The sequence below is a fragment of the Gemmatimonadota bacterium genome, from assembly GCA_016714015.1.
Classification (GTDB): domain Bacteria; phylum Gemmatimonadota; class Gemmatimonadetes; order Gemmatimonadales; family Gemmatimonadaceae; genus Pseudogemmatithrix.
The window spans coordinates 318,474-343,839 of record JADJNZ010000005.1; the positions used below are offsets into that span (position 1 = coordinate 318,474).

Genomic DNA, 25,366 nt, shown 5'->3' on the forward strand with positions numbered 1-25,366 from the left:
TTGAGTCGCGCATCTCGCCGCTGGACGCCGAGCTACGGTCCCCTTCTGGTGTGCGCGCTGTCAGTCGTCCTGTCGGCTTGCTCATCTCGACCATCGCCTCGGTCCGAACTCGCCGTGCGCCGTACGTGGGATGAGTACCTCGCCTCCAAGAAGGGACAGTACGCGCGATACGCCGGCGAGCCCTCGCCGCTGTGGGACGCGACGGAGCAGAAGATGTGGTCGATGTACGACCTGGCGGGCTTCTATCTCGCGGATGGCGCCATTCCCGAGGTCGTGAGCGTGACGCCGGTGAGCGCCCTCGCGGATACGGCGTACCAGATCGTCACGAGGTTCTGGCCGGCGGGGGCCACGACCCGGGACTCCACGACCGCGCCTGAGCTCACGATGACCGTTTATGCGCGGCGCGACGGCGCGCGCTGGGTCCTCGCCAACGCGCTGACGTACAAGACGGCTTCGTGGCGGCGCGCGACACGGGGGCGGGTGACGTTCCACATCTCCCCGAGCCTGCAGTTCGATGACGCGGGCGCGACGCGCTCCGCCTCGTCGCTGGACTCGCTCGCAGCGGCCTTCCAAGTGGCCCCTCCGCCACGCCTCGACTACTACTCGACCACTAGCGTCGATGAGGCGCTCGAGACGATCGGCGTGGTGTTCCCCCGACGGTTCGGCGAGGGCGGCTTCGCCAAGCCCGTGAACTTCCAGGTGTTCTCGGGCGACCCCGTCCTCGGCGTGGAGTACCGCCACGAGATCGCGCACGTGGTGCTGCTTCCCATCGTCCGCAGCAGCGGGAGTTCCCTGCTCGCCTCGGAGGGTGTGCCGACGTGGTTCGGGGGAACGGCAGGACGCGACTACCCGGGCTCGGTCCGTCACCTGGATTCGCTCCTGTCGGCCCAGCCGCAGATTGACATCGACAGGGTGCTGGACGACATGAGCGTTCCCTCCGAGATCCGGAACGCGGCGGGTGCCGTCCTCGCCGAGATGGTGCATGAGGCAGGCGGCAGCGACGCGGTCCGGGACTATCTGCGGGCGCCGGGGCACGGCATCCGCGATGTGCTCGAGCGGCTGCTGCATCGGCCGTGGCCGGAGGTCGCGGCCGCGTGGCGCGAGCGGGTCAGGCGCATCGCGGGCGCTCGCTGACCTCGACGACCGTGCTCGCACCGCGGGAGCAACGAGAGCACGAACGGTTCGCGGCAGCAGTACTTCCCCATAGTCGAACCGATCGCCAACGTTTCCCGGCGGGAGTAGGACGCGGTGTCCGATCACCTCATTGGAAGCCTGCGGCAGACGCTGGGATTCCAGTGCCCGGCAGAGGCGTACGACAAGGCTGTTGCTTCGAGTACCTGATTCACCCTCACAATCCACCGTGCGTCCCGCACACAAGCATGACTCGCCAACTCATCAGTTCCGGATCAGTGTTCGAAGAACGGATCGGCTATTCCCGTGCAGTCGCTCAGGGGCCATTCGTATTCGTCTCCGGCACGACCGGATTCAACTACGAAACGATGACCATCGAGGACGGAGTGGCCGCTCAGGCCGAGCAGTGTCTGAAGAACATCGATCAAGCATTGCGGAAAGCAGGTGCTAGCCTCGCCGACGCGGTCAGGGTGACCTACGTCTTGCCGAACGGCGACGACTTCGAACTGTGTTGGCCCACGTTGAAGAAGTACCTCGGGGACGTGCGCCCTGCGGCCATGATGATCTCGGCCAAGCTGCTCGATCCACGAATGAAGATCGAGATCGAAGTGACCGCGATGAAGCAGTCAGTGTGAGTATGCAGCGCGCCGTGAGGTCCGAGCGTCGGTTTCATATCGCCCCAGCCGCGCGGACACCCCGCTGCTCCGGCGAGTTCGCACCTCGGATCGTGTGAAACCAGATGGTCGGCGTGCCGCGGCCGAGCGTGGTGGCGGTGCTCCGGTGAGGGGGCGATCTGCCCAGGGCGGGTGGAGGCACGTCGAAGGGCATGGGAGTCGCGTCGCAGCGAGTGGGAGTCGCGTCGCAGCGAGTGGGAGTCGCGTCGCAGCGAGTGGGAGTCGCGTCGCAGCGAGGAGGAGTCGCGTCGCAGCGAGGAGGAGTCGCGTCGCAGCGAGTGGGAGTCGCGTCGCAGCGAGGAGGAGTCGCGTCGCAGCGAGGAGGAGTCGCGTCGCAGCGCGGAGGGGTCGCGTCGCAGTACAAGAATCACGATTCGCAGTCCGTGAGTTGCGTTTCGCAGTCTGTCCGACGTCCTTCGCAGTCAGTTGAACTCGCTTGGCAGTCCACGAAGGGGGCCTGTACGGGATTCTGTGTGTGAGGCCATACTCACCCTGAGGAGGGGAGATGGCCAGACCGAAGGAGTTCCCTGAGTTCGACCCCGCGGCGATGGATGCGCTGATCGGGAAGACGAAGACGCCGGAGGACCTGTCAGCGCTCTTCCGGTTCATGCAGAAGCGGATCGCCGAGCGGATTCTCGCGGGCGAGCTGACCGAGCATCTCGGGTACGCGCCGGGGGAGGAGAAGCCGGCGGGGCAGGCGAATCACCGGAACGGGGCGACGCCGAAGACGGTGCTGACCGAGTCCGGGGCGCTGCCGCTCGAGATCCCGCGCGACCGCGAGGGCACGTTCCGGCCGCAGCTCGTGCCGACCGGCGTCCGGCGGCTGCCGCAGTTCGACGCGAACGTGCTGTCGCTCTATGCGCGCGGCGTCTCGGTGCGCGAGATCCAGGCGCACTTGGAGCAGCTCTATCAGGTCGAGGTCTCGCCGAGCGTGATCAGTGCGGTGACCGCCGAAGTGATGGAGGAGGTGACCGCCTGGCAGCAGCGGCCGCTCGACCGCGTCTACCCCGTCGTGATCTTTGACGCGCTGCGCGTGAAGATCCGCGACGAAGGCGTGGTCCGGAACAAGGCCGTCTATCTGGCACTGGGTGTCGATCGCGACGGGCACAAGGACGTGCTCGGCCTCTGGATCGAGCAAACCGAGGGGGCCAGCTTCTGGCTCCGCGTGATGACGGAGCTCAAGAGCCGCGGGGTCGAGGACATCCTGATCGCCCTCGTCGATGGCCTGGTCGGGTTCCCGGACGCGATCACGACGGTCTTCCCGCAGGCGCAGGTGCATCACTGCGTCGTGCACCTCGTGCGGCAGAGCCTCAACTTCGTGAGCTGGAAGGAGCGGAAGCCGCTGGCGGCGGCCCTCCGCACGATCTACCGCGCGCCCACGGAGGCGGCGGCGCTCGCCGCCCTCGAGGCCTTCGCGGCGAGTCCGGCGGGGACCAAGTATCCGGCAATCGTCGCGCTCTGGCGCCGGCACTGGCCGCACGTCGCCCCGGTCTTCGCGTACCCGCCGGCCATCCGGCAGCTCCTCTACACGACAAACGCGATCAGAGCTTGCACATGCAGCTCCGAAAGATCGTGAAGACGCGCGGCCACTTTCCGACCGATGAGGCCGCGACCAGTTTGCTCTACCTCGCGCTCCGCAACATCACGCGGAAGTGGCGGCGCGGGAATCACGCCTGGAAGGCCGCCATGCCGTACCTCGCCATGCTCTTCGGCAGTCGCTTCACGGATCACGCCTGATTACCGCACCGGCCTCACACACAGAAATCCGCACAGGCCCCACGAAGGCACGTCGCAGCTGTTGAGATCACCTCGCAAGCTGCCGAACGCCCTTCACAGGCGCGTGGACTCGCTTGGTCGTGGGCGTGGGCCTGTGCGAGACTCCGTCCGGGCGGCGATACGCCTCTGAGGGGTGTGGAGATGAGACGCGGACCTCCGTTCACTCGTAGCTGAGCGCCCGCGCCGCCGGCACCCGCGCCGCCCGCCGCGCCGGCCAGGCGCTCGCGAGCACGGCGATCGCCACCACGAGCAGGAGCCACGCCAGCGCGGCGCTCGCCTCTGGCCGGAGCCGCGTCGCCACCGGCACCATGATCCGCCCGAACGCCTCGCCGAGCGCCACGGTCACCGGCACCGAGAGCGGCAACGCGAGGAGCCAGCCGAGCACGGCCATCACGACGCCCTCCACGATCACGAGCCGCATGATGGTCCCGTCGCGCGCACCGATCGCGCGCAGCACGCCGATCTCGCGCGTCCGTTCCATCACCGCGATCGCCATCGTCGAACCGAGCCCGAGCCCGCCCACGACGAGCATCAGCCATCCCATCGCGCCGAGCATCTCCACCACCATCAGCAGGTGGTCTTCGAGCACCCGCCGCGCCTCGGAGACGCGCGAGCTCGACGCCACGAGATGGCCGCGCTCCCGCAGGTCGGCGCGCAGGCGCTGGATGAGGTCGAGCTGGCTCGCCTCGCCGCGCCCTGCACTCCGCACGACGATCGTCGAGACGCCGGTGCCGGTGAGCGCCATGATCGCGTCACGCGTCGCATGGATGCTCGGGAAGGCACCACCCTCGACGATGCCGACGACCCGCCACGCGGCGCGCGTGCCGTTGATGTCCAGTGTGAGCATCGAGTCCACCCCGAGCGTCGGCTCGAGGCGCAGCAACGCGCGACCGATCACGATCCCGCGCGTGTCGTCGGCACGGAGCGGGCGCCCAGCGATCAGCGGCGGGGCGAGCAGTGCGCTGCCCGCGGGGGCCGCGGTCACGGGAATGCCGTCGCCGGGCAGGCCGTCGCCGTGGTCGATGTACGCCGTCGCGCCGGTCCACGCCTCCGCGATCGCGACCCCGTCGGTGGCGCGCGCCGCGGTCACGAGCGAGTCGGGATCGGCGGGCGCGACGACGCGCAACGAGAAGTCGTACCGCTGCGCGGCGAACATGAGGTCGGTCGCGCCGAGCACCGCGCGCCGGAGGTTCCGCGCGCCGAGGAACACGGCGCCCGCGCTCGCGAGCGTGAGCAGCGTGAGCACGAGCCGCTGGCGTCGCCGGAAGGCGTTGCGAAGCGAGAGGAGCAATGGCCGGTGCACGCCGCCGATGCGATGCAGCATCGCCGGCGCGGCGGCACTCTCCGTGATGCCCACGTCGCGCAGCGCCTCCGCGACGGGGATCGCGCAGGCGCGCCGCACGGGCCACGCCGCCGCGAGCACCGGGAGCAGTACGCCGGTGCTCACCTGCAGCACGATCACCCACGCGGGCAGCGACGTGGTGCTGAGGTCGAAGTTGAGCAGGTCGGCCTTGAGCGTCCCGTAGGCGCGTCCCGCGACGACCGCGACCGGGAACGCCAGCGCCACCGAGGCGACGCCGAGCGCGGCCGCGACGCCGAGGTAGAGCCGCGCGATCTGCGCGGTGCTCCCCCCGAGCGTCTTGAGGATGCCGATCTCGCGCACCTGCGTCGCGAGCATCCCCGTGATGAGGTTCACGACGAGGAGGGCGGCGCAGAGGAGGGCGAGCAGGCCGAAGGCGCCCTGCGTGAAGAGGAGCGAGTCCATCTGCGCCGCATGCTCGTGCTCGCCGGGCACGGGCACGTCGATGTCGCGGACCACGCCGCCGCCGGCGCGGATGGTGTCGCGCACCGCGAGCGCGACGCGCCGCACACCGGCCTGGTCGAGCGACCGGTCGGCGACGACGATGCGCACCTCGTCCGGCGCGTCCGGCACGCCCATCGCGCGGAGCGTGCCGCGCGAGACGAAGCCATACACGACGTGCTCCATCCACCCCGGCGCGAGCGTCACGTCGCGCGCGATGCCGCTCACCCGGACCCCGCGCACCGGCGAGTCGCCCACGCCGAGCCGCACGGTCGTGCCGAGCGCCGCCCCCGAGAAGTCGAGCGACGAGCGCTCGATCACGAGTTCGTCGTCGCGCGGCGGCCAGTCGCCGGTCTCGCCGCGCAGGCGGCCGATCCGCTGCGCCGACGGGTCGTCCGAGACGAAGAGACGCGCCCCATACGTCGTCCCGTCGATCGCGATGCGCGCGGCCACCACGCGTCGCGCCTCGGCGAGCCGCACGCCCGGCACGCGCATCACCCGCGCGAGCAGGTCCGGCGGCACCACATCCATCGTGAGCGTTGCCGCCGGCGGGTCGCTCGCGTCGAAGCCTTCGCGCGTGGCCACGCGGACGAGCGCCCAGGCGTTGAGCACCGTTCCCGCGCCCGCGAGCGACGCGGCGATCGCGAGCGTCGCGAGCAGCGTCCGCCCGCGGTGCGCGCGCAGGTCGCCGAGCGCCTTGCGCCAGCGCGGGCTAAGCACGACGCGCCTCGTCCTGCACGAGCCGGCCGTCGGCGAGCGTGATCGCGCGCGTCGCGTGTCGCAGCGCCGAGGGCGCATGCGTCACGAGCACGAGCGTGCGCCCCGCGGCGACGATCCGCCCGAAGAGCTCGAGCACCTGCTCGCTCGTGCGGGAGTCGAGGTTCCCCGTCGGTTCGTCGGCGAGGAGCAGTGGCGGGTCGTTCGCCATCGCTCGCGCGATCGCCACCCGCTGCTGCTGCCCGCCCGAGAGCCGCGACGGCAGCTTGTCCGCCTGGTCCGCCACGCCGACCTCGGCGAGCAGTGCGCGCGCCCGTTCGGGCCGCTCGTGCGATGGCCAGCGGTCGCAGAGGTCCATCGGCAGCATCACGTTCTCGATCGCCGAGAGCGTGGGGATGAGCTGGAAGAACTGGAAGACGATCCCCACCGCCGTGCCGCGCCAGGCGGCCATCCGTGACTCGGCGAGCGCGTGTACTGCCGTCTCGCCCACATGCACCTCGCCCGCGCTCGGACGGTCGATGCCACCGAGGAGGCTCAGCAGCGTGGACTTGCCGCTCCCCGACTCGCCGACCACCGCGAGGAACTCGCCCCTCGCGATGTCGAGCGTGAGCGCGTCGAGCGCGGTGAAGGGGACCGCGGCGCCGGGATAGTTCTTGGTGACGCTGCGGAGGCGGATGAGCGGAGTGGTCGCGGGGATGGATGTCATGGAGGAACGGTGCGGCCGCGGACGCTCCGCGGGGCACCGTTCGTCGGGTCCGCGGCCCCATTGGGCGACGCACGGCCCCACGCGCGCGCGCGACTGGCTTTCATTGCCTCATCGGACCCACATTCCTGCACCGGAGACCCACGATGCGCGCGCGTTCCATTCCCATCCTCGTCCTGTCCCTGCTCCTCGTCACGCTCCGAGGCGAGCTCGTCCGCGCACAGCAGCATCAGGGCGGCGCCGCTGCCACGGCGCGCCCTGCCTCCATGGCGCCAGGGGAAGCCGAGCAGTTCGCGTTCCTCGTCGGTTCCTTCGAGGTGACGGTCATGCCGAAGGTCAACAGCCTCGCGGCACGGATCCACGGCCAGCCCAAGCTCCTCGGCACCTGGAAGGGATGGCGTGCCTTCGACGGCTTCGGCGTCGAGGACGAGCTGCGCATCATCGACGCATCGGGGAACCCCGCCTCGCTCACGCACACCATGCGTCTCTTCGACGCGGCGCAGGGGAAGTGGACGCAGACGACGCTTGACGTCTATCGTGGCCGCTTCACCACCGCGAACGGGACCTTCCGCGGGGGCGAGGTCGTGCTCCGCGGTGCGAGTCGCGATCCCGAGGGGAAGCCGGTGATCAGCCGCGTCCGCTTCTATGACATCACCGCGAACGGGTTCAAGTCGCAGACCGACCGGTCGTACGATGGCGAGCGGAGCTGGGACGAGGCGGTGCTGCGGATCGAGGCGACCCGGGTCTCCGCGAGCGCGCCACGGTGAATCCGGAACACGGGGGGCAGGCGGTGCCGCCGGTCCGCCGGTGGATCTGGGCGCAGCTCCTCATCGGCTGGCTCCCCGTGTGGGGGCTCTACGGCTCGATGATCCTCGCGATGCACGGCGGGTCGGCACGGAGTGCGCTCTCCATCGCGGCACGCGCGATCGGCGCGGCGGCGCTGCTGAGCTGGCCGGTGCTCAAGCTCACGGAGCGCTTCCCCTGGCCGCGTCCGGTGCGACTCTCGTTCGTGCTCCTCCATCTCGCGGGCGCGGCGGTCTTCTCGGTCGCCTGGCTGCTCCTCGCGAGCGCGTTGGAAGCAGTGGTGCGCGATGGTTTCTTCCTGATCCGGCCGGCGGGCGTGGTCCCCTTCCTGAGCATCGGTGTCTGGCTGTACATCGCGGTGGCCGGCGTCTCGTACGCGGTGCGCGCGACGGCGCGGGCGGCGCGCGCCGAGACCACCGCGGCGCAGTCGCAGCTCGCCGCGCTGCGTGGACAGCTCAATCCGCACTTCTTGTTCAATGCGTTGCACACGGTGGTGCAGCTGATCCCCGTCGAGCCGCTGCGCGCTGCGGAAGCGGCCGAGCGGCTCGCCGGCCTGCTGCGTACCGCGACCGCCGAGGGGCGCGACCTCGTGCCACTCGCCGAGGAACGCGCGTTCGTGGACCGGTACCTCGAACTGGAGCAGATGCGCTTCGCCGAGCGGCTCGTGGTGCAGCGCGAGATCCCCGTGACGCTCGACGAGGTGCTGTTGCCGAGCTTCGCGCTGCAGACGCTGGTGGAGAACGCCGTGCGCCATGGCGCGGCCCCGCGCGAAGGGACGACGACGATCTCGATCCGGGGGCGCGCCGAGGGAACGACGTTCGTCGTCGAGGTGCAGGACGACGGCGCCGGTGCCGACCTCTCGCGGCCGGGCGAAGGGACCGGGCTGTCCCGGCTGCGCGATCGGCTCACGGCGCTGTACGGTGCGGCGGCGTCGCTCACGCTCGCGAGCCGGCCGGGCGCCGGGTTCACGGCCACACTCCGCGCGCCGCTCGCGCGCGCGGACGAGGCGTGACGTGGGTGCGCACGCGATGACCCCGCGCCTCACCGTCGTCATCGCCGACGACGAGCCCATCGCGCGCGCGGGCCTGCGGCGCATGCTCGATGCGACCGGTGCGGTGGAGGTGCTCGGCGAGGCCGCGAGCGGCACCGCCGCGGTCGAGGCGATCGACCGGCTCCGGCCGGAGCTCGTCTTCCTCGATGTCCGGATGCCCGGCCTCCTCGGCACCGACGTCCCGGCGCGGCTCACGCATCGCCCCTTCATCGTCTTCACGACCGCGCACGCCGAGCATGCGGTGGCCGCGTTCGCGCTCGGCGCAGTGGACTACCTGCTGAAGCCCTTCGGCGCGTCACGCCTCGCGCAGACGCTCGAGCGCGTGCGGGGCGCGCTCGGCGACGAGGCGGCGGTCGCGCCGTTCGACCGGCTGGGCGAGACGCTCGGGAAGGGGCCGCTCATGCGGGTGTTCGTGCGCGTGGGCGGGGCGATCGTCCCCGTGCCGGTGGCGAGCATCTCCTGGTTCGAGGCGGACGGGGACTACGTGATCGCGCACGCGGAGCGGGCGCGGCACGTGCTCTCACTGCCGCTCGCGCATCTCGAGGCGAAGCTCGATGCGCGGCGCTTCGTGCGGATCCATCGCACGCACCTGGTGAACCTCGACCACGTCGTCGCGTTCCGGCGGCATGGCAAGGGCGGGATGACCGCCGAGCTGCGGGACGGGACGCGGCTCGCCGTGAGCCGTGCGCGGGCGACCGAACTGCGACGACTGGGCCTCTGAACAGGGCCGCCACGGGGCGACTATCCTTAGGCGTCGCCGCGCCGCGCTCCCTCTTCGAGGTCCGCCCGATGTCCCGTGCCCGTACGCCGCTGGTCGCGCTCGTCCTCGCGAGCCTGTCCCCGCTCGCCTCCGCCGGGGCGCAGGCCCCGACCACCTGGCCGCAGCACTCGCTCGACCGCCCCAAGCCGTCCGTGGAGGTCGCGCCCGCCCAGCGGTTGCCCGTGGCGCCACCGGCCGGGGCGATCGTGCTCTTCGACGGCCGCGACCTCGGGTGGTGGACCACCGGCGACGGCCAGCCCGCGCCCTGGCGCATCGTCGAGGGCGCGATGGAGGTGGTGCCCAATACTGGCGGCATCCGCACGCGCGTCGGCTTCGGCGACGTGCGACTCCACCTCGAGTGGGCCGCGCCGGCCCCGCCGCGCGGAACGGGACAGGATCGCGGCAACAGCGGCGTCTTCTTCCAGCAGACGTATGAGGTGCAGGTGCTCGATTCGTACCGCAACGAGACCTACGCCGACGGGCAGGCGGCGTCGATCTACGGCCAGTTCCCGCCGCGCGTGAACGTCGCGCGCCCGCCCGGGGAATGGCAGAGCTACGACATCGAGTTCCGTCGCCCGCGGTTCGATTCGACGGGGGTCCTGCTCACGCCGGCGCGCCTGACGGTGCGGCACAACGGCGTGCTCGTGCAGGACGACGTCGCGCTGCTCGGTCCCACCTCGCATCGCGTGCGCACGCCGTACCTCGCGCACGCGGACGAGCTGCCCATCTCGCTGCAGGACCATGGGCACCCGGTCCGCTTCCGCAACATCTGGGTGCAGCCGCTCCCGCGCTGACCCGGCCGATGACCCGGACGATGACCCGCACCGAGACGTAGCCGATGCAGACGATGAACTACGCCGCGATCCCGACGCCGAAGGGACCGGAGGAGAAGGGCGACCTCGGCTTCGGCGCGGTGGTGTCGACGAACAGCCGCCGGTTGCTCAACGCCGACGGCTCGTTCAACGTGCGCCGCACCGGCCTGCCGTGGAGCGAGGTCGTGAGCCTCTACCACGCCGCCCTCGTCACGCGGTGGCCAGCCTTCTTCGGCTGGGTGGTGGTCATCTATCTCGGCATCAACCTCGCCTTCGCCGGCGCCTTCTGGCTCTGCGGCGCGGATGCGCTGGTGGGCGACCCGACGGCGACCGTGGCGGGTCGCTTCACGCGCGCGTTCTTCTTCTCGGTGGAGACCTTCGCGACCATCGGTTACGGGACGATCGCGCCCCGCGGCCTGCCGGCCCACTGGCTCATGACCATCGAGGCGCTGGTGGGCGTGCTCGCCCAGGCGCTGATCACCGGCCTGTTCTTCGCGCGGTTCGCGCGGCCGACGGCCGCGGTCACCTTCAGCCGTCGCGCGGTCGTCGCGCCCTTCCAGGGCGGGTTCGCGCTGATGATCCGCATGGCGAACCGCCGCAAGAACGAGCTCATCGAGCTCACGGCCTCCCTCTCGTACAGCTACGTGGAGCAGGTGAACGGCGAACAGGTGCGGCGCTACCGCCCACTCCCGCTGGACCGGGCGAAGGTGACCTTCTTCCCGCTCGCGTGGACGATCGTCCACCCGATCACCAAGGAGAGTCCGCTCTGGGGTCTGTCGATCGACCAGCTCGTGGAGCGGAACGCGGAGTTCCTCCTGCTGCTCAGCGGGGTGGACGACACCTTCGCGACGACGGTGCATGCGCGGACGTCGTACAAGGCGGAGGAGGTGGAATGGGGGGCGAAGTTCACGAACATCTTCGACCCGCCCGGCGAGGACGGGATCCTCTCCATGGATATCTCGAGGCTGGACGAGACGATGAAGGTCTAGGATCGTGTTCGGGGGGTCGCGGGCCGGGGAACATGAACGTATAATGAACGCCGGGCCGTCTGGACCCCCCTCACAATGCTGGACATGATCCGTCTCCGCCTCTTTCTGCTCGCACTCGCCGGGGTTCTCCCGACCTTGACGGCGGCAGCCCAGCAGGACTCCTCGCGCGCCAAGCTCGACACCGTCGTCGTGACCGCGACGCGCGAGGGCCGAAGCCTCTCGCAGATCCCCTTCGCGGTCTCGACGATCTCGTCAGAGCGCTGGGCCGGCCGGAGCGGGTTGGGGATGGACCAGGCGTTGCAGCAGATCCCGGGCGTCTTCGCGCAGTCGCGCTTCGGGACGCACGACATCCGCCTGACCATCCGTGGGTACGGCGCGCGCGGCGCGGGGGATCGATCGAATGCCGGCACGTCGCGCGGCATCCGCATCCTGCTCGACGGGATCCCCGAGACGGAGCCCGACGGCCGCACCGCCTTCGATCACATCGATCTCGCGACGGTCGAGCGGATCGAGGTGCTCCGCTCGAACGGATCGGCCGCGTGGGGCAATGCCGCCGGCGGCATCGTCAGTCTCAGCACGATGCCCGAGTTCACGCGCGACTTCGCGGAGGTGACGCAACAGTCCGGGAGCTTCGGCCTCCAGCGCACGATCGCGCGCACCGGGACGCGGCTCGGCGCGGGGAAGGGATGGCTCTCGGTGGCGCGCACGACGTTCGATGGCTGGCGGGCGCATTCGGACGCGAACCGCACCATGGCCGTGGGCGGGATCATGGTCCCCTTGGATGGGGGCGGGCGGGTGGGCGTGCAGCTCGCCGCCGCGGCGAACCTCTTCCGCATCCCCGGGCCCCTCACGCCAGCGCAGTACGACGCCGATCCGCAGCAGGCGAACGCGACCTACCTCGCGCGAGACGAACGCCGATACAACCGGCTCATGCGCCTGGGCGTGACGCTCGAGAAGCCGATCGGCGAGCGGCAGGACGTGAGTGCGATGCTGTTCGTGAACCCGAAGTACCTGCAACGCTCCGAGCGCAACACCTTCCGCGACTTCACGCGCTATCACGTCGGCGGCGCGACCTCGTGGGGGGCGCGCGTCGCGACCGGTGGCGTGCAGCACCGGTTGCGCGTCGGTGGAGACTTCGCGTACCAGGACGGGGCGATCCAGTTCTACGATCTCGTCGCCGGGGGCCGCGGTCCGACGCTGCAGCAGAACAAGGGCGAGGCGGCGCAGAACGGCGGCCTCTTCGTGCAGGACGAGGTCGCGCTCTCGCCTCGACTCACCCTGGTCGTCGGCGGTCGCTTCGACGACCTGAGCTACTTCTATCGCGACTTCATCACGCCGTCGCTCGATGCGTCCAAGCGCTTCACGCAGGTCTCGCCGCGCGGCGGCCTCTCGTGGCGCGCGCAGAATGGCACGACGGTGTACGCGAGCTTCGGGCGCGGGGTCGAGATCCCCGCGGGCAACGAGACCGATCCGCCCGCGATGGGTCTGCCCGGCCCGCTGACCGCCCTCAATCCGCTCATCGACGTGGTCCGCTCCACGACCCTCGAGACGGGCGTGCGCCGCTACGTCGAACTGGGTGACGGCGTGCTGCGCGGGCTCTTCGTTGACGCGGCACTGTACGACGTCTCGATCGATGGCGAGCCGCAGCCCTACAACGGCGGGCGCTTCTACCTCACCGCGGGCCAGGTGTCGCGGCGCGGACTCGAGCTCGGCACCACGGGCTACCTCGCCGGCGGCGTGACCGCCCGGCTCGCGGCCACCTTCTCCAAGAACACCTACGACCGCTACGTCGTGGACTCCACCTACCTCGGCGTACCCGGCGCGAGCGCGGTGCTGGATGGCAACGCCGTCGCGGGGCTCCCGGGGCGCGTGATCAACGCCTCGGTGCAGTGGCAGCCGCCCGCCGCTTCCTGGTTCACCGTCGAGCTCGGCGCGCAGCACAACAACGACTACTTCGCCGACGACCGGAACGCGGTCGAGGTGCCGGGCTTCACGGTCTATCGCGCGTCGCTGGCCGGCGAGCGAGCGCTCGCGGGGGGCCTGCTGGTCCGCGCCTCGCTCGCGGTCGAGAATCTCACCGACGCGCGGTATGTGGGGAGCGCATTCATCAATCCCGACCTGCTCGCCGGGGCGCCGCTGGTCTACGAGGGCGGGCTGCCGCGGTCGGTCGTCGTCGGGGTGAGCATCCGCCGGTCGCGCTGACCGCGCCTCGGGCACGCATCGTCGGCGGGGGGCGGCGCACTGCGCCTCCCCCCGCTGTTCACATCCGACTGGCGCCGACGGTCAGGATCGCGGCGGTGAGCAGCGCGGTCATGATCCCCACGCCGGTATAGAGCCGGCCGAGCGCGCGGTACTTGAGCACGTTGATGCACGACACCATGTGCAGCTGGTCGGAGAGCTCCGCGGTGACGTTGTCGAGGCGGAGGCCGGTCCAGAGGTCCCGGAAGGCATCGCGATCGCGCGCGGCGATGTCCGAATGGAAGAGCACCCGCATCGAGGCGGCCGGGACGATCGCGTCGGGCAGGGTGCGTGCGAGGTGTCCGCGCTGCCCGCGCGGGCGGAGCGCCTCGATCGCGTGCCAGATGTACACGACCGTCGCGACGAAGTACGCCGCGACTTCGACGCGGAGGAGGATCCCCCAGAGGGTCGCCTGGCCGAGGACCTCGCCGCCGCGCATCACGAGCACGAGCGCGATCGCATTGAGCGCGCTCATGATCACGAGGGCGAACCGCGCCTTCTTGTCGGCGAGGTCGAGGAAGTCGGTCTCCATCTTGAGCATCGCGTGCAGCACGCGGAAACGGAGCTCCGGTTCCATCGGGCCCGCCGTCTCCTCGGCGCGCTGCAGGGCGCGTTCCCGCCGACGCAGGGCCTTCGCCTCTGTGGTCTCGTCGGGGTAGTAGGGGATCGCGGACATGCGGGGCTCGAGTCGGTCGCGAGCGGTACATCCGCCCGACGATTGAGTATCGACCGCCGGGCCGACGCGCTTGAATCGCTCAGCGGTACCCGGCGGCCTGCAACTCGAAGAGCCGCGCATACCGGCCCCGGGCCGCGAGCAGCTCCTCGTGGGTCCCGAGTTCCTGCACCCGACCGTCGTCGATCACCGCGATGCGGTCGGCGATGCGCACGGTCGAGAAGCGGTGGGAGATGACGATGCCGATGCGTCCCTTGAGGTTCGCCTTGAGCTCCTCGAAGACCGCCGCCTCGGCCTCGGGGTCGAGCGCGCTCGTGGGCTCGTCGAGGATCCACACGTCGGCGTCCCGGTACATGATGCGCGCGAGGGCGAGGCGCTGCCACTCGCCGCCGCTCAGGTCATGCCCGCCCTCGAAGAGCCGCCCGGTCCGCGAGTCGAGGCCGGACGGCAACTTGCTCACCAGTCCCTCCGCGCGCGCATCGCGGAGCGCCTTCTGCACGCGCGCGTCATCCTCGACGGCACCGGGGCGGCCCATCCGCACGTTCTCGCGCACGGTGAGTTCGTAGGTCGCGAAGTCCTGGAAGAGCACGCCGATCCGCTCTCGCAGCACCTCGGGAGCGACATCGCGCAGGTCGACACCGCCGAGGTGGATGCTGCCGCGGTCGGGATCGTAGAAGCGCAGCAGCAGCTTGACGAAGGTGCTCTTCCCCGCGCCGTTCTCGCCGACGAGGGCGAGGAGCTCGCCGTTGCGGATGGTCAGGCTGAAGCCATCGACGGCCGGCGCGTGGCCGCCGGGATACTGGAACGTCACCTCGCGGAATTCGATGCCCTGCTCGAGGCGCGCGGGGATCGGCTTGGGATCGGCGGGGGTGGGGACGAGCGGCTCGATCGCGAGGAACGAGAAGTAGTCGTCGAGGAAGGTGGTGTGCTGGTCGACGGCGACGAAGGTGGAGGAGATGGAGCCGAGCGTGCCCGACACGGCACCGAACGCACCGATGACGAGGACGATGCCACCGGCGTCGATCTGGCCGTGCACGCCGCGCCAGGCGACGAAGGCGTAGGCGAGCGCGAGGCTCGTGCCGGTCACGAGTCCCGTGATCATCGACGTGTTGGCGCCGGCGCGGTACATGGCGCTGCGCTTCTGCAGCAGCTCCTCGGACAGCCTGCGGTGCCGGCCGAGCAGGTGGTCGGAGAGGACGTAGGCCCGCATCTCCTTCGTGCTCTTGGCCTCGACGAGCAGGTTGCCGAGGTACTCGCGTTCGCGTTCCTCCGGCGTCTCCTGGTAGAAGTACTCGTACATCCGCACGGTGTTGCGCCGCTCGAGGAAGAGGGAGAGCACCGCCGCGACGAGGGCGAGGAGGACGAGGGTCCAGTTGAGGCTCGCGAGGATGCCCGCCATCAGCAGGATGGTGACGATGTTGCCGGAGAGCCCGAGCACCGACCAGGTGAGGTCGCCGGGGCGCCACGAGACGTCGCGCTTGGCGCGCGCCAGGCGGTCGTGCCAGTCGGAGTTGTCGAAGTGGCCGACGTCGATGGTCGACGCCTTCCGGAGCAGTCGGCGCTCCGCCTCGAGCTGGACGCGGCGCACGAAGAGGTCGCGTCCGTAGCCCTGGTAGGCGCCGATGGCGCGTTGCACGGCGCTGACCGTCCAGAGGCCGATGATGATCGGCACGACATCGCCGAACGTGACCGCGGCGGCCGAGCCACCGGCGATGCGGCTCACGAGCATGGATCCCAGCAGCACCGTGACCGGCTGCACCGTGGCGCTCACCATCCCGAGGACGGTGAACTTGATGAGCTCGCGCGGCCCGGCACCCCACGCGAGCTCGAGTCCCTTGCGGAGGTTCCGTCGCACGCGCTGGAGGCGGCTGCGGAAGTCCGGCGGCAGGGTCGATGCGCGGGATCCCGCAGCGGCGGGCGCGGCGGTGGGGGCAGCGGCGGTCACGAGGGCGGGGCGGGGGAAGGGCGGCTGGGCGGGAATCTACGGGTGGCTTCACCGGGCCGCTCGCGGCATCTTCCAGCACCCTGACCATCCCGATGACCGACGCCCTGCTCCCGCCCGACCCGCTCGACGACAAGGACGCGAAGAAGCGCGAGAAGGACGCGCGGCGGCTCGAGGCCGAGCGTGGCCTGCTCGAGCCGGCGTTCCGCTACCGGGCGATGCAGAACGCGGTGGAGATGACGCAGGATCTCATCGAGCTCGCCGACCGGAAGGCCCGGTTCGCGCTCGTGATCATCAGCGTGCTCAACGCGGTCGCGCTGGTCGTGGTGGTGCGCGGCGGCGAGGCGGTGCTGCCCCGCGACGGCGTCTGGGGCGCGGCGATCACGGCGGAGGTGGTGATCTACGTCGCGGTGACGGTGTGGTACATCTTCCAGGCGATCGAGGCGCTGCGGCCCCGCGGGGCCGCGCCGACGGACGTGCTGCCGACCGTGGTGCAGCCGGGGGCGTCGATGCGGATGCTGTTCCACGGCGACATCGTGCGCCGGCCGCGCGCGGAGTACCGGCGCGTGTGGGACGAGTTGCGAATGGACAACCTGACGACCGAGCTCGCCGACCAGCTGCACATCCTCTCGGGGATCAACCAGAACAAGTACGCGGCACTCGCGCGGCTGTACCGGGGCGTCAGCGTGATGACCGGGTTGCTGACGGTGACGCTGGTGTCGATCGCGGCGTACCACCTGGTGCGATGAGCCGGGCCCCTGGCTGGGCGGTGGCGATGCGCCGCCTCACGACGCATCTCTCGGAGGACTTCCTCGGCGGCCCGCGTCCCTGGACGCTCGCGTGGGTGATCAACGCGCAGAAGGCCGGGACGTTCGCGTTCGTGGGCCTCTGCATGTGGTGGTACGACAACACCAGCGCAGCGGCGTGGACCTATCTCGCGCTGCACGGGTCGTACGGGCTCGTGTGGCTGCTGAAGGACGTCGCCTTCCCCGATCCGCGCTGGCGCACGCGCGTGACGATCGGCGGCGGGCTGATGTCGTTCCTGCTGGTGCTCGGCCCCTACTGGCTGATCGCCTGGCTGCTCATCGCCGGCGTCTCGGTGCCGCGGTACCCGTTGCCCGACGCGGCCTGGTTCGCGCTCTGCACGACGCTCTGCGTGCTCGGTTGCGTGACGATGATCGCCGCGGATGCGCAGAAGTACTTCACGTTGCGCGCGCGGCCGGGGCTGATCGTCGACGGGATGCACCGATACGTGCGGCATCCCAACTATCTCGGGGAGATGATGGTCTACGGCAGCTTCGCGCTGCTCGTGTGGCACTGGCTGCCGGTGGTGATCCTGGCGTGGGTGTGGGTGGGCGTCTTCAGCGTGAACATGATCATGAAGGAAGCGAGTCTCTCACGGTTCCCCGAGTGGACGGCGTACCGTGCCCGCACGCGCTGGGTCGTCCCGTTCCTCCTCTCGCTCGCGCTCCTCCCCGTCGCGTGCACGGACCCGTCCGGTCCGCAGTCGCCGAGCGACGTCGTGTCGGTGGTGATCGACTCGACATCGCTCCCGCTCGTCAAGCAGGTGACCGTCGTCATGCGCACGCCCGCAGCGCTCCGCGTGACCTGGGGCGCGCCGGGCACGCCGGTGCTCACGCGCACCGCCGACTCGAGCGCGTACATCCATCGCCTGCTGCTGCCCCGCCTGCGACCGGAGAGGGCGTACGTCGTGGAGGCGAAGGCCCTCACCGGGACGGGCGCGGTCCGCACCGCCGGCTTCACGACGGACACGCTGCCGACCGTGATCCGCTCGATCGCGATCAATCAGACGGGCACCCCGAGCCTGCCCGTGGCACTGATCGAGGTGGTGGGGGCGACGCAGTTCGCCGGGCTGCTGATGATCGAGGAGGGGCAGGTCGTGGGCTGGCTGCCGACCGTCGGGTCGCTCTTCGGCGCGACGCGGCGTGCGAACGGGAACATCGTCACGCTCGAGGCGGCTTCGGGCCTTGTCGAGCGCACGCTCGGCGGGACGACGGTGCACACGCTGCCGCAGCCGACCCCGGCGGTGCCGCGTCCCTACGGGACGATCCACCATGACGTGATCCCGACGCCGGCGAATACGCTCTTCTTCATCGCGATGGAGACGCGCTTCGTCGCCCCCGACTCGGTGGTGGGGGAGTCGATCTGGGAGTGGTCGCCGGAAACGGGGACCGTGACCAAGCGATGGAGCGCGTTCGACTTCCTCGACTGGAGCACGCTGCGCGGCGCGCGGTCGGTCCCGGGCAACTGGCTGCACGGTAACGGCCTCAGCATCGGGCCGCGCAACAACGTGGTGATGTCGCTGCGCAACGCCGATCAGGTGATCTCGATCGCCGCGGACTTCCAATCACTCGAGTGGCGTCTGGGCGGGAATGTCGGGTCGCTCGGTCTCGCACCAGAGGATCGGCCGCTCGGGCAACACTACGTGTCGGAGCCGACGAACGGGCGCGTGCTCGTGTTCGACAACGGCTACGAGCGCGCCGGCGTGCGCTACTCGCGGGCGATCGAGTACCAGCTCGACCTCGCCAACGACACGGCGACGAAGGTCTGGGAGTACCGGCACGTGCCGGAGATCTATGCGGCGCTGGTGGGCTCGGCGCGACGGCTGCCCAACGGCAACACGGCGGTGCTGTTCGGGATGTTCGCCGGGCACAACGGGTCGACGGGGCCGATCACGGCGGTCGAAGTGACGCCGTCCGGCGTTCCGGTATGGCGACTCACGTTCGGGAACCAGCTGACACGGTTGTATCGCGTGACGCCGGTGGCGTCGCTGTTGGGAGAGGAGGTCGGGGCGTTCGATCGGCCATAGCATCGCAGTGGATGCGCGGCACGCGGGGGCGCGGCACCTGGTGCCGCGCCCCCGCGCGTTCAATACGATCCGCGAGCGTGTTACGGCGTGACCGGACCGCACCAGCCCGTCGCGCAGACGGCGACGGCGCCGTGGAGGAAGAGGTTGTCGGTGCGGAGGTTGGCGAGCGGGAAGTTCGACCCGGGTCCGTTGGTGCCGACGCGGAAGAACCGATGGTCCGCCGCCGCGTACGCGAACTGGGCCGCGCCGAGGCGCGCCGCGGTGTTGCGCGTGGGGACGTACTGGAAGAAGTCGTTCTCGGTCGCGACGAGCACGCCCGCGCCATCATAGATGCGGATCTGCAGGCTGTACGTGGCGGCGAGATAGGTCACATGCCACTCCAGGCGATACGTACGGTTCTTCGCGAGCCGCAGGTCGGAGGCGACGTAACGCCAGCCGCTTGCGATGTCACGGAACGCGGGGAACCACGTGCCGTCGTTGCGCGGGAGGCGGTACATGTTGAGCCCGCGTCCGCCGCCGGAGGTCGAGGGGGACGTCTCGACGCCGTGTTCGATGCTGCTCTCGGACGCCGAGCCGTGATCGTCGCCGTACGCGACCTGCAGGTAGTAGCGGAAGTACCGATGGCTGTTGGCGGTCGGTGCGCCGAGGTCGGCGACGAGCTGGTGGGTCTGGATGCCCGTCCCGCTCTGCACGCCGACCCGGTACACGTTGCTGCCGGCCGGCCACTGCTGCAGGCCGAGCGCGGCCGCGGTCGTGACGGTGGTGTTGGTGTTGCTGGAGCAGCAGACGAAGCCCCAAGGGGTCGGACTGCCGGTGTCGAGGAAGGCGCTCTGCGTCGCCCCCGTCGCCGTCCCCCAGCGCGATGCGAAGTTCGCGGCACTCACGCCCGGTGGTGCGGGCGGCGCGGGCACGGTGATCGCCGCCGTCGCCGATCGCCCTTCACTCGAGGCCGACACGGTCGCGGTACCGGTCGCGATGCCCGTGACGGTGCCACTCGCACTCACGGTCGCCACGGCGTTGTTGGTGCTTGTCCACGTGACGGTGCGCCCGGTCAGCACGGTGCTGGCACTGTCGCGGAGCGTCGCGGCGAGCTGTTGCGTCGCGCCGATCGCCACGGTCGCGCTCGCGGGCGTGAGCGTGATGCTCGCGACGGGCGCCGGCGTTGGCGTCGGCGTCGGGGTGGGAGTGGGTGTCGGGGCGGGGAGCGGCGCGAGGAGGCTGAGATAGGCGCCGAGGACCCAGCCGTCCACACCGGAGTCGAAGTTCACCAGGAAGAGCGGATACGGGTCGGTGCTGGTGATCGCGCTCGGGCCGTCGACGATCGTGCCCTGCGCGCCGCCGCGTTGCCTGCCGAGTTGCCGCGAGCGCCGCGACGCCAGCGAGAAGACCTGCACCCACCTGTCGGCGGAGATGCGCTGGCCGATCGCGCTGCTGGTGCTCACCGCGAGCGCGGGATCCAGTGCCTCGGAGCGCGTCGGCACCGCATCGGCGTTGCTGGTGGGGGCGTCAGCGCACCCGACGGCGAGCGCTGTGATGCAGGTGACGTAGAGCGCCGCGAGGCGGCGCGACAACTTGTGCTTGAACGGCATGAGGACCTCCGGGGGTGTGGCCCGCCGGAGGTCCCGTAATGCGGGGCCGCCAGCGGGTGACCAGCGTACTGGTCGAGGAGGCTGGCGACCCGGCTGGCATGCCGTCGATGACGACGGCGAAGCCCCGTGGCTCTGCGTCCCCGCCTTTCGACGGGTTTGCTCTGGGCAGCGCGTACGAGTTCGCGCGGCGAGGAACGCGCCGCACGAAGGGAATGCTCGCCGCGACCCGGGCGCTTCGGGAGGGGAGACGGCACAAAGTGATATCGACGTCCTCCCCCCAGCGTTTGCGTCCCCCGGTCCGTAAGCCCATTCTATAAGTCGCGTCACGCACGACGCGCGTTCAGGCGATGCAGGCGCCAGTCCTCTCGTTCCCTCGACGGCCGTCCTGCGGCAACGGCCGTCTCCCACGGAGTACCTCGTGAGAGCTTCCCGCACGCTCCTGAGCCTCGGTCTCCTGCTCGCCGGCGCACTGTCGGCCGGCGGACTCGGCGCCCAGCAATCCTCGCGCACCGAGCCCGTGACCGGGCTTCGCGACGCCGGCACCGGCTTCCACGCCCTCGTCGGCGCACGCGTCGTCACGTCACCCGGGCAGGTGCTCGACAGCGCCACCGTCGTCATCCGGAACGGCGTCATCACCGCCGTGGGGAAGAACCTGCGGCCGCCGGCCGGCGCGCGGATCTGGGACCTCAAGGGCCAGACCATCTACCCGGGCTTCATCGACGCCCATGCCGACCTCGGCATGGACGCGGTGCCGCAGGGCGGCGATGTCGGGCCGACGCACTGGAACCCGCAGGTGCGCGCCTGGTTCAGCACCACCGCGAGCATGAAGGACGATTCCACCCGGCGCGTGGCGTTGCGCTCGCTCGGCTTCGGGGCCGCCCTCGCGGTGCCCAAGCAGGGCATCTTCCGCGGCACCGCGTCGGTGGTGAACCTGAGCGACGCCGGCGTGCGGGAGCGCGTCCTGCGCGCCGACCTGCTGCAGGCCGTCGGCTTCAACCGCTCCTTCCAGCTCGGCGGGATGTATCCCAACTCGAGCATGGGGACCGTCGCCCTCATGCGACAGACGTTCATGGACGCCGAGTGGTACATCCGCGCCAACGCCGCGTATGAGGCGAGCGGCCGCTCGGTGCTGCCGCCGGAGCGGAGCGAGGCCCTCGGGGCGCTCGCCGCCGCGGTGCAGGGCAAGCAGGCGGTGCTCTTCCAGACCGAGAGCGAGGAGGAGTACCTCCGCGCGTTCACGCTCGCCAAGGACTACAAGCTCACGCCGTGGTTCCGCGGCAACGGCATGGAGTACCGGCTGATCGACGTGCTGAAGGGCCGCACGCAGCCGCTGATCGTCCCGCTCAACTTCCCGGACGCGCCCGACGTGTCGAGCCCCGAGCTGGCGCTCAACGTCTCGCTGGCGCAGATGCGACACTGGTACCTCGCGCCGACCAACCCGGCGCAGCTCTCCGCGGCGGGCGTGCCGTTCGCCCTCACCACGGACGGGCTCTCCACGCTCACGCAGTTCCTCCCCAACCTCCGCGTCGCCGTCTCGCGCGGCCTCGCCCCTGACAAGGCGCTCGCCGCGCTCACCACGGTGCCGGCCGCCTGGCTCGGCATCGAGCGCACGCACGGCACCATCGCGGTGGGCAAGGTCGCCAACCTCATCGTCACGGACGGGGACCTCTTCACGCAGGATGCCACCATCCGCGACGTGTGGGTGCAGGGCGCGCGCTACGGCGTGACCCGGCCGCCGCAGGTCGATCCGCGCGGCACCTGGGCCATCGTCTCGACCGATGCGGATGGCTTCAATGCCACGCTCGTCCTCGAAGGCCCGCTGAACCGCATCCGCGGGAGCATCGAACGCGAAGGGCGTCGCGCCATCAACCTCGCGTCGGCCCGCGTGATCGCCGAGACGGGACGTCTCGAGGTGACGTTCGCCGGTGACCAGCTCGGCTACGAGGGGACCGTCCTCATGTCCGGCTCGGTGAGCGGTGAGGAGGTCTTCGGGTGGACGTCGCTCCCGAATGGCACCGACCCGGCGTTCCGCGGCAAGCGGACCGAGGTCTACGAAGGACCGGCGCGCGGGACCGTCGCGCGCCGCGTCCCGCAGATCGACCTGCCGTTCATCCGCCCGATGATGGAGTACGGCCGCGCGTCGATCCCCGAGCAGCCTGCCGTCGTCCTCGTGCGCAACGCCACCGTGTGGACCCAGGGACCGCAGGGGCGGATGGAGAACGCGGACCTGCTGGTGCGCGCCGGCAAGATCGTGCAGGTGGGCAAGGGGCTCGTGGCGCCGCGTGGCGCGGTGGTGATCGACGCGACCGGCAAGCACGTGACACCGGGCCTCATCGATCCGCATTCGCACACCGGTGTGACCTCGGTGAACGAGAGCGGGTTCGCGATCGTCCCGGAAGTGCGGATGGGAGATGTGCTCACGCACAACAGCATCTGGATGTACCGGCAGCTCGCCGGTGGTCTCACCATGCAGATGGTCAAGCACGGCTCGGCGAATCCGATCGGCGGCGAGAACGTCTACGTGAAGAACCGCTGGGGCATGCTGCCGGACGAGCAGCGCTTCGAGAACCCGCCGCGCACGGTGAAGTTCGCGCTCGGCGAGAACCCCAAGCGCAGCCCCAACCGCTATCCGAACACGCGCATGGGCGTGCAGGAGATCATCCGCGACCACTTCCTCGCCGCGCGCGACTACGAGAAGGAATGGAAGGCTTGGGAGGCGTCCGACAAGAAGGGCATCCCGCCGCGTCGCGACCTCCGCATGGAGGCGATCCTCGACATCCTGAACCAGAAGCTCCTCGTGTCGTCGCACGGCTATCGCGCCGACGAGTTCCTCGCGCTCGTGCGCTTGGCGGAGGAGTTCGGCTTCCGGATCCAGACGCTGCAGCACGGCGTCGAGGCGTACAAGATCGCCACCGAGCTCAAGAACGCCGGCGTCGCCGCGGTGGTCTGGAGCGACTGGGGCGCGTTCAAGCTCGAATCGTATGATGCGACCTCGTACAACGCGCGCCTCCTCATGGAGGCGGGCGTGGTGACGTCGCTGCACTCGGACGACGCGGAGATCTCCACGCGCATGAACTGGGAGGCCGGCAAGCTCCTGCGGTCGGGCGTCGAGGAGGTGCAGGCCCTCTCGACGGTCACGAACCAGGCCGCGCGGGCGATCGCGATCGACAACCGCGTCGGCTCGCTCGAGGCCGGCAAGGACGCCGACTTCGTGATCTGGAGCGGCAACCCGCTCTCGCAGTTCACGCGCGCCGAGCAGACGTGGGTGGATGGCCGCAAGTACTTCTCGCTCGAGGAGGACGCGCGGCTCCGCACCGAGATCGCGACGCAGCGGGCGCAGCTGCTCCAGGCCATCCTCTCCGCCGGCACCCCGGACGCGCCGACCGGCGCGGGCCCGGCCCGTGGCCGTGCGCCGGAGCACGACTGACCATGACCCTCACCATGACACCGACCATGACCGGGACCGAGAGCACGACGCGCCGCGCAGGGCGGCCACGGCTGTACCGCATCGCGTCCGGCGCGATGGCGCTCGCACTCGCCAGTGCCGCCCCGCTCCTGTTGACCCCGACGCGCGCGGCGGCACAGGTCCTCACGCCGACGGCGCCCCAGACGCAGCCGGTGGTGCTGCGCGGGGCCACCATCCATACCGTCACCAAAGGTGTGATCCAGAACGGCACGATCGTGATGGAGGCGGGCAAGATCACCGCGATCGGCGGCCCGGAGATCGCGGTGCCGCGTGGGGCGAAGGTGGTGGACCTGACCGGGAAGCACATCTACCCGGGACTCGTCGACGCCTACAGCACCGTCGGCATCACGGAGATCGGATCGGTCGAGGTCTCCAACGACATCACCGAGCTCGGCGACTTCAACCCGAACGTACGGGCCGAGGTCGCGGTGAACGCCGAGAGCCGGCACATCGGGACCACGCGTTCCGCCGGGGTGCTCGTCGCGTTCAGCACGCCGGAGGGTGGCGTGATCTCGGGGCTCTCGTCCGCGATGTCCCTCGAGGGATGGACGTGGGAGGAGATGTCGATGAAGGGCGCCGCGGCGCTCAACGTGGCGTGGCCCGACCCGAACGCGCGGCCGCGTCGGTTCGGCGGCGGTGGCCCCCCGGGCGGTTTCGGTGGGCGTCCGCAGCCCGCGCCCAAGACCTACGCCGAGCAGGTGCAGGCGATCAAGGACTACTTCGCCGAGGCGCGCGCGTATCGCGACGCCGTGGCGGCGGGGCAGACGGTGACGACCAACACGCGCTACGCCGCGATGATCCCGGCGCTCAACCGCGAGATCCCCGTGGTGGTGGCCGCCGAGGGCGTCGCGCAGATCAACGACGCGATCACCTGGGCGAAGGAGGAGGGCGTGCGCCTCGTCATCCGCGGCGGACGCGACGCCATCCACGTGGCCGAGCGCCTGAAGGCGGAGAACGTGCCGGTCATCCTCACGTCCACGATGGCCGCGCCGGACCGCAACTCCGAGGGGTATGACGGGCGGTACAACGCTCCCGCGCAGCTCTTCGCCGCCGGAGTCCGATTCGCCATCGCCGGTGGCTCGGGCGGCCTCTACAGCTATCGCCTGCCGTGGGAGGCCGGGGTAGCGGTCGCCTTCGGCCTGCCCGAGGAGGAGGCCCTGAAGGCGGTCACGATCAACGCCGCCGAGTTCATGGGCATCGCCGACAAGGTGGGCTCGCTCGAGGTGGGGAAGCAGGCCACGCTCCTCATCACCACCGGCACGCCGCTGGACATGACCTCGAACGTCGAGCAGTCGTACATCCAGGGACGCGAGATCGACATGAACGACATCCACAAGCAGTTCTTCAAGAAGTATCTCGAGAAGATCCGGCAGCAGATGGGGCGGATCGCGATGTGAGTGGTGACGCCAT

General features: G+C 70.4%; 19 protein-coding genes and 1 riboswitch. Of the genes, 14 read left to right on the top strand and 5 right to left on the bottom strand.

The window, feature by feature from the left end:
• Positions 1–114 precede the first annotated feature (114 nt).
• The 4 genes from IPJ78_11765 to IPJ78_11780 all read left to right on the top strand — a co-directional run bounded on the left by IPJ78_11765 (position 115) and on the right by IPJ78_11780 (position 3,542).
• Positions 115–1,134, top strand: coding sequence for a hypothetical protein (locus IPJ78_11765; GenBank protein ID MBK7907226.1), 1,020 nt, complete (start codon positions 115–117; stop codon positions 1,132–1,134).
• A 245-nt stretch (positions 1,135–1,379) separates the two neighbouring features.
• Positions 1,380–1,766, top strand: coding sequence for a RidA family protein (locus IPJ78_11770; GenBank protein MBK7907227.1), 387 nt, complete (start codon positions 1,380–1,382; stop codon positions 1,764–1,766).
• 544 nt (positions 1,767–2,310) lie between these two features.
• Entirely contained in the window at positions 2,311–3,381 is a 1,071-nt protein-coding gene (locus tag IPJ78_11775; GenBank protein MBK7907228.1) for an IS256 family transposase, read from the top strand.
• Complete coding sequence (locus IPJ78_11780) at positions 3,360–3,542, top strand: transposase (protein ID MBK7907229.1); 183 nt, start codon at positions 3,360–3,362, stop codon at positions 3,540–3,542. Before IPJ78_11775 ends, IPJ78_11780 begins: the two co-directional genes overlap by 22 nt.
• Before the next feature lie 199 nt (positions 3,543–3,741).
• On the opposite strand, the gene IPJ78_11785 is transcribed toward IPJ78_11780, so the two are convergent.
• Together IPJ78_11785 and IPJ78_11790 are read right to left on the bottom strand one after the other, a co-directional pair.
• Complete coding sequence (locus IPJ78_11785) at positions 3,742–6,102, bottom strand: FtsX-like permease family protein (GenBank protein ID MBK7907230.1); 2,361 nt, start codon at positions 6,100–6,102, stop codon at positions 3,742–3,744.
• Positions 6,095–6,805, bottom strand: coding sequence for an ABC transporter ATP-binding protein (locus IPJ78_11790; GenBank protein MBK7907231.1), 711 nt, complete (start codon positions 6,803–6,805; stop codon positions 6,095–6,097). The genes IPJ78_11785 and IPJ78_11790 overlap by 8 nt, the downstream gene beginning before the upstream one ends.
• 143 nt (positions 6,806–6,948) lie before the next feature.
• Here IPJ78_11790 and IPJ78_11795 point away from each other — a divergent pair, with 143 nt between their 5' ends.
• The 6 genes from IPJ78_11795 to IPJ78_11820 all read left to right on the top strand — a co-directional run bounded on the left by IPJ78_11795 (position 6,949) and on the right by IPJ78_11820 (position 13,420).
• A complete protein-coding gene (locus IPJ78_11795; GenBank protein ID MBK7907232.1) occupies positions 6,949–7,569 on the top strand; it encodes a hypothetical protein in 621 nt (206 codons plus the stop codon).
• On the top strand, positions 7,566–8,618 hold the full coding sequence (locus IPJ78_11800; protein MBK7907233.1) for a histidine kinase: 1,053 nt from the start codon (positions 7,566–7,568) through the stop codon (positions 8,616–8,618). The genes IPJ78_11795 and IPJ78_11800 overlap by 4 nt, the downstream gene beginning before the upstream one ends.
• A 16-nt stretch (positions 8,619–8,634) precedes the next feature.
• Entirely contained in the window at positions 8,635–9,378 is a 744-nt protein-coding gene (locus tag IPJ78_11805) for a response regulator transcription factor (GenBank protein ID MBK7907234.1), read from the top strand.
• Positions 9,379–9,446: 68 nt separating this feature from the next.
• The gene (locus IPJ78_11810) at positions 9,447–10,211 is read left to right on the top strand and encodes a DUF1080 domain-containing protein (GenBank protein ID MBK7907235.1); all 765 of its coding nucleotides are present in this window, start codon (positions 9,447–9,449) and stop codon (positions 10,209–10,211) included.
• Positions 10,212–10,255: 44 nt separating this feature from the next.
• The gene (locus IPJ78_11815) at positions 10,256–11,218 is read left to right on the top strand and encodes a hypothetical protein (GenBank protein ID MBK7907236.1); all 963 of its coding nucleotides are present in this window, start codon (positions 10,256–10,258) and stop codon (positions 11,216–11,218) included.
• 84 nt (positions 11,219–11,302) lie between these two features.
• Positions 11,303–13,420: a TonB-dependent receptor gene (locus IPJ78_11820; GenBank protein MBK7907237.1), complete on the top strand. Its 2,118-nt coding sequence runs from the start codon at positions 11,303–11,305 to the stop codon at positions 13,418–13,420.
• 58 nt (positions 13,421–13,478) lie between these two features.
• On the opposite strand, the gene IPJ78_11825 is transcribed toward IPJ78_11820, so the two are convergent.
• A complete protein-coding gene (locus IPJ78_11825; protein MBK7907238.1) occupies positions 13,479–14,132 on the bottom strand; it encodes a hypothetical protein in 654 nt (217 codons plus the stop codon).
• Positions 14,133–14,211: 79 nt separating this feature from the next.
• The gene (locus tag IPJ78_11830) at positions 14,212–16,074 is read right to left on the bottom strand and encodes an ABC transporter ATP-binding protein (protein ID MBK7907239.1); all 1,863 of its coding nucleotides are present in this window, start codon (positions 16,072–16,074) and stop codon (positions 14,212–14,214) included.
• Between the two features lie 92 nt (positions 16,075–16,166).
• Between IPJ78_11830 and IPJ78_11835 the strand changes: the two genes are divergently transcribed.
• Positions 16,167–16,820, top strand: coding sequence for a hypothetical protein (locus tag IPJ78_11835; protein ID MBK7907240.1), 654 nt, complete (start codon positions 16,167–16,169; stop codon positions 16,818–16,820).
• Positions 16,817–18,901, top strand: a complete 2,085-nt coding sequence (locus tag IPJ78_11840; protein MBK7907241.1) for an aryl-sulfate sulfotransferase — start codon at positions 16,817–16,819, stop codon at positions 18,899–18,901. The genes IPJ78_11835 and IPJ78_11840 overlap by 4 nt, the downstream gene beginning before the upstream one ends.
• 80 nt (positions 18,902–18,981) lie before the next feature.
• On the opposite strand, the gene IPJ78_11845 is transcribed toward IPJ78_11840, so the two are convergent.
• On the bottom strand, positions 18,982–20,490 hold the full coding sequence (locus IPJ78_11845; protein MBK7907242.1) for an Ig-like domain-containing protein: 1,509 nt from the start codon (positions 20,488–20,490) through the stop codon (positions 18,982–18,984).
• 80 nt (positions 20,491–20,570) lie between these two features.
• A riboswitch (cyclic di-GMP riboswitch) is annotated at positions 20,571–20,661 on the bottom strand.
• 247 nt (positions 20,662–20,908) lie between these two features.
• Here IPJ78_11845 and IPJ78_11850 point away from each other — a divergent pair.
• The gene (locus IPJ78_11850; protein MBK7907243.1) at positions 20,909–23,917 is read left to right on the top strand and encodes an amidohydrolase family protein; all 3,009 of its coding nucleotides are present in this window, start codon (positions 20,909–20,911) and stop codon (positions 23,915–23,917) included.
• 2 nt (positions 23,918–23,919) lie between these two features.
• On the top strand, positions 23,920–25,353 hold the full coding sequence (locus tag IPJ78_11855) for an amidohydrolase family protein (protein ID MBK7907244.1): 1,434 nt from the start codon (positions 23,920–23,922) through the stop codon (positions 25,351–25,353).
• The last annotated feature ends 13 nt before the right edge of the window (positions 25,354–25,366 follow it).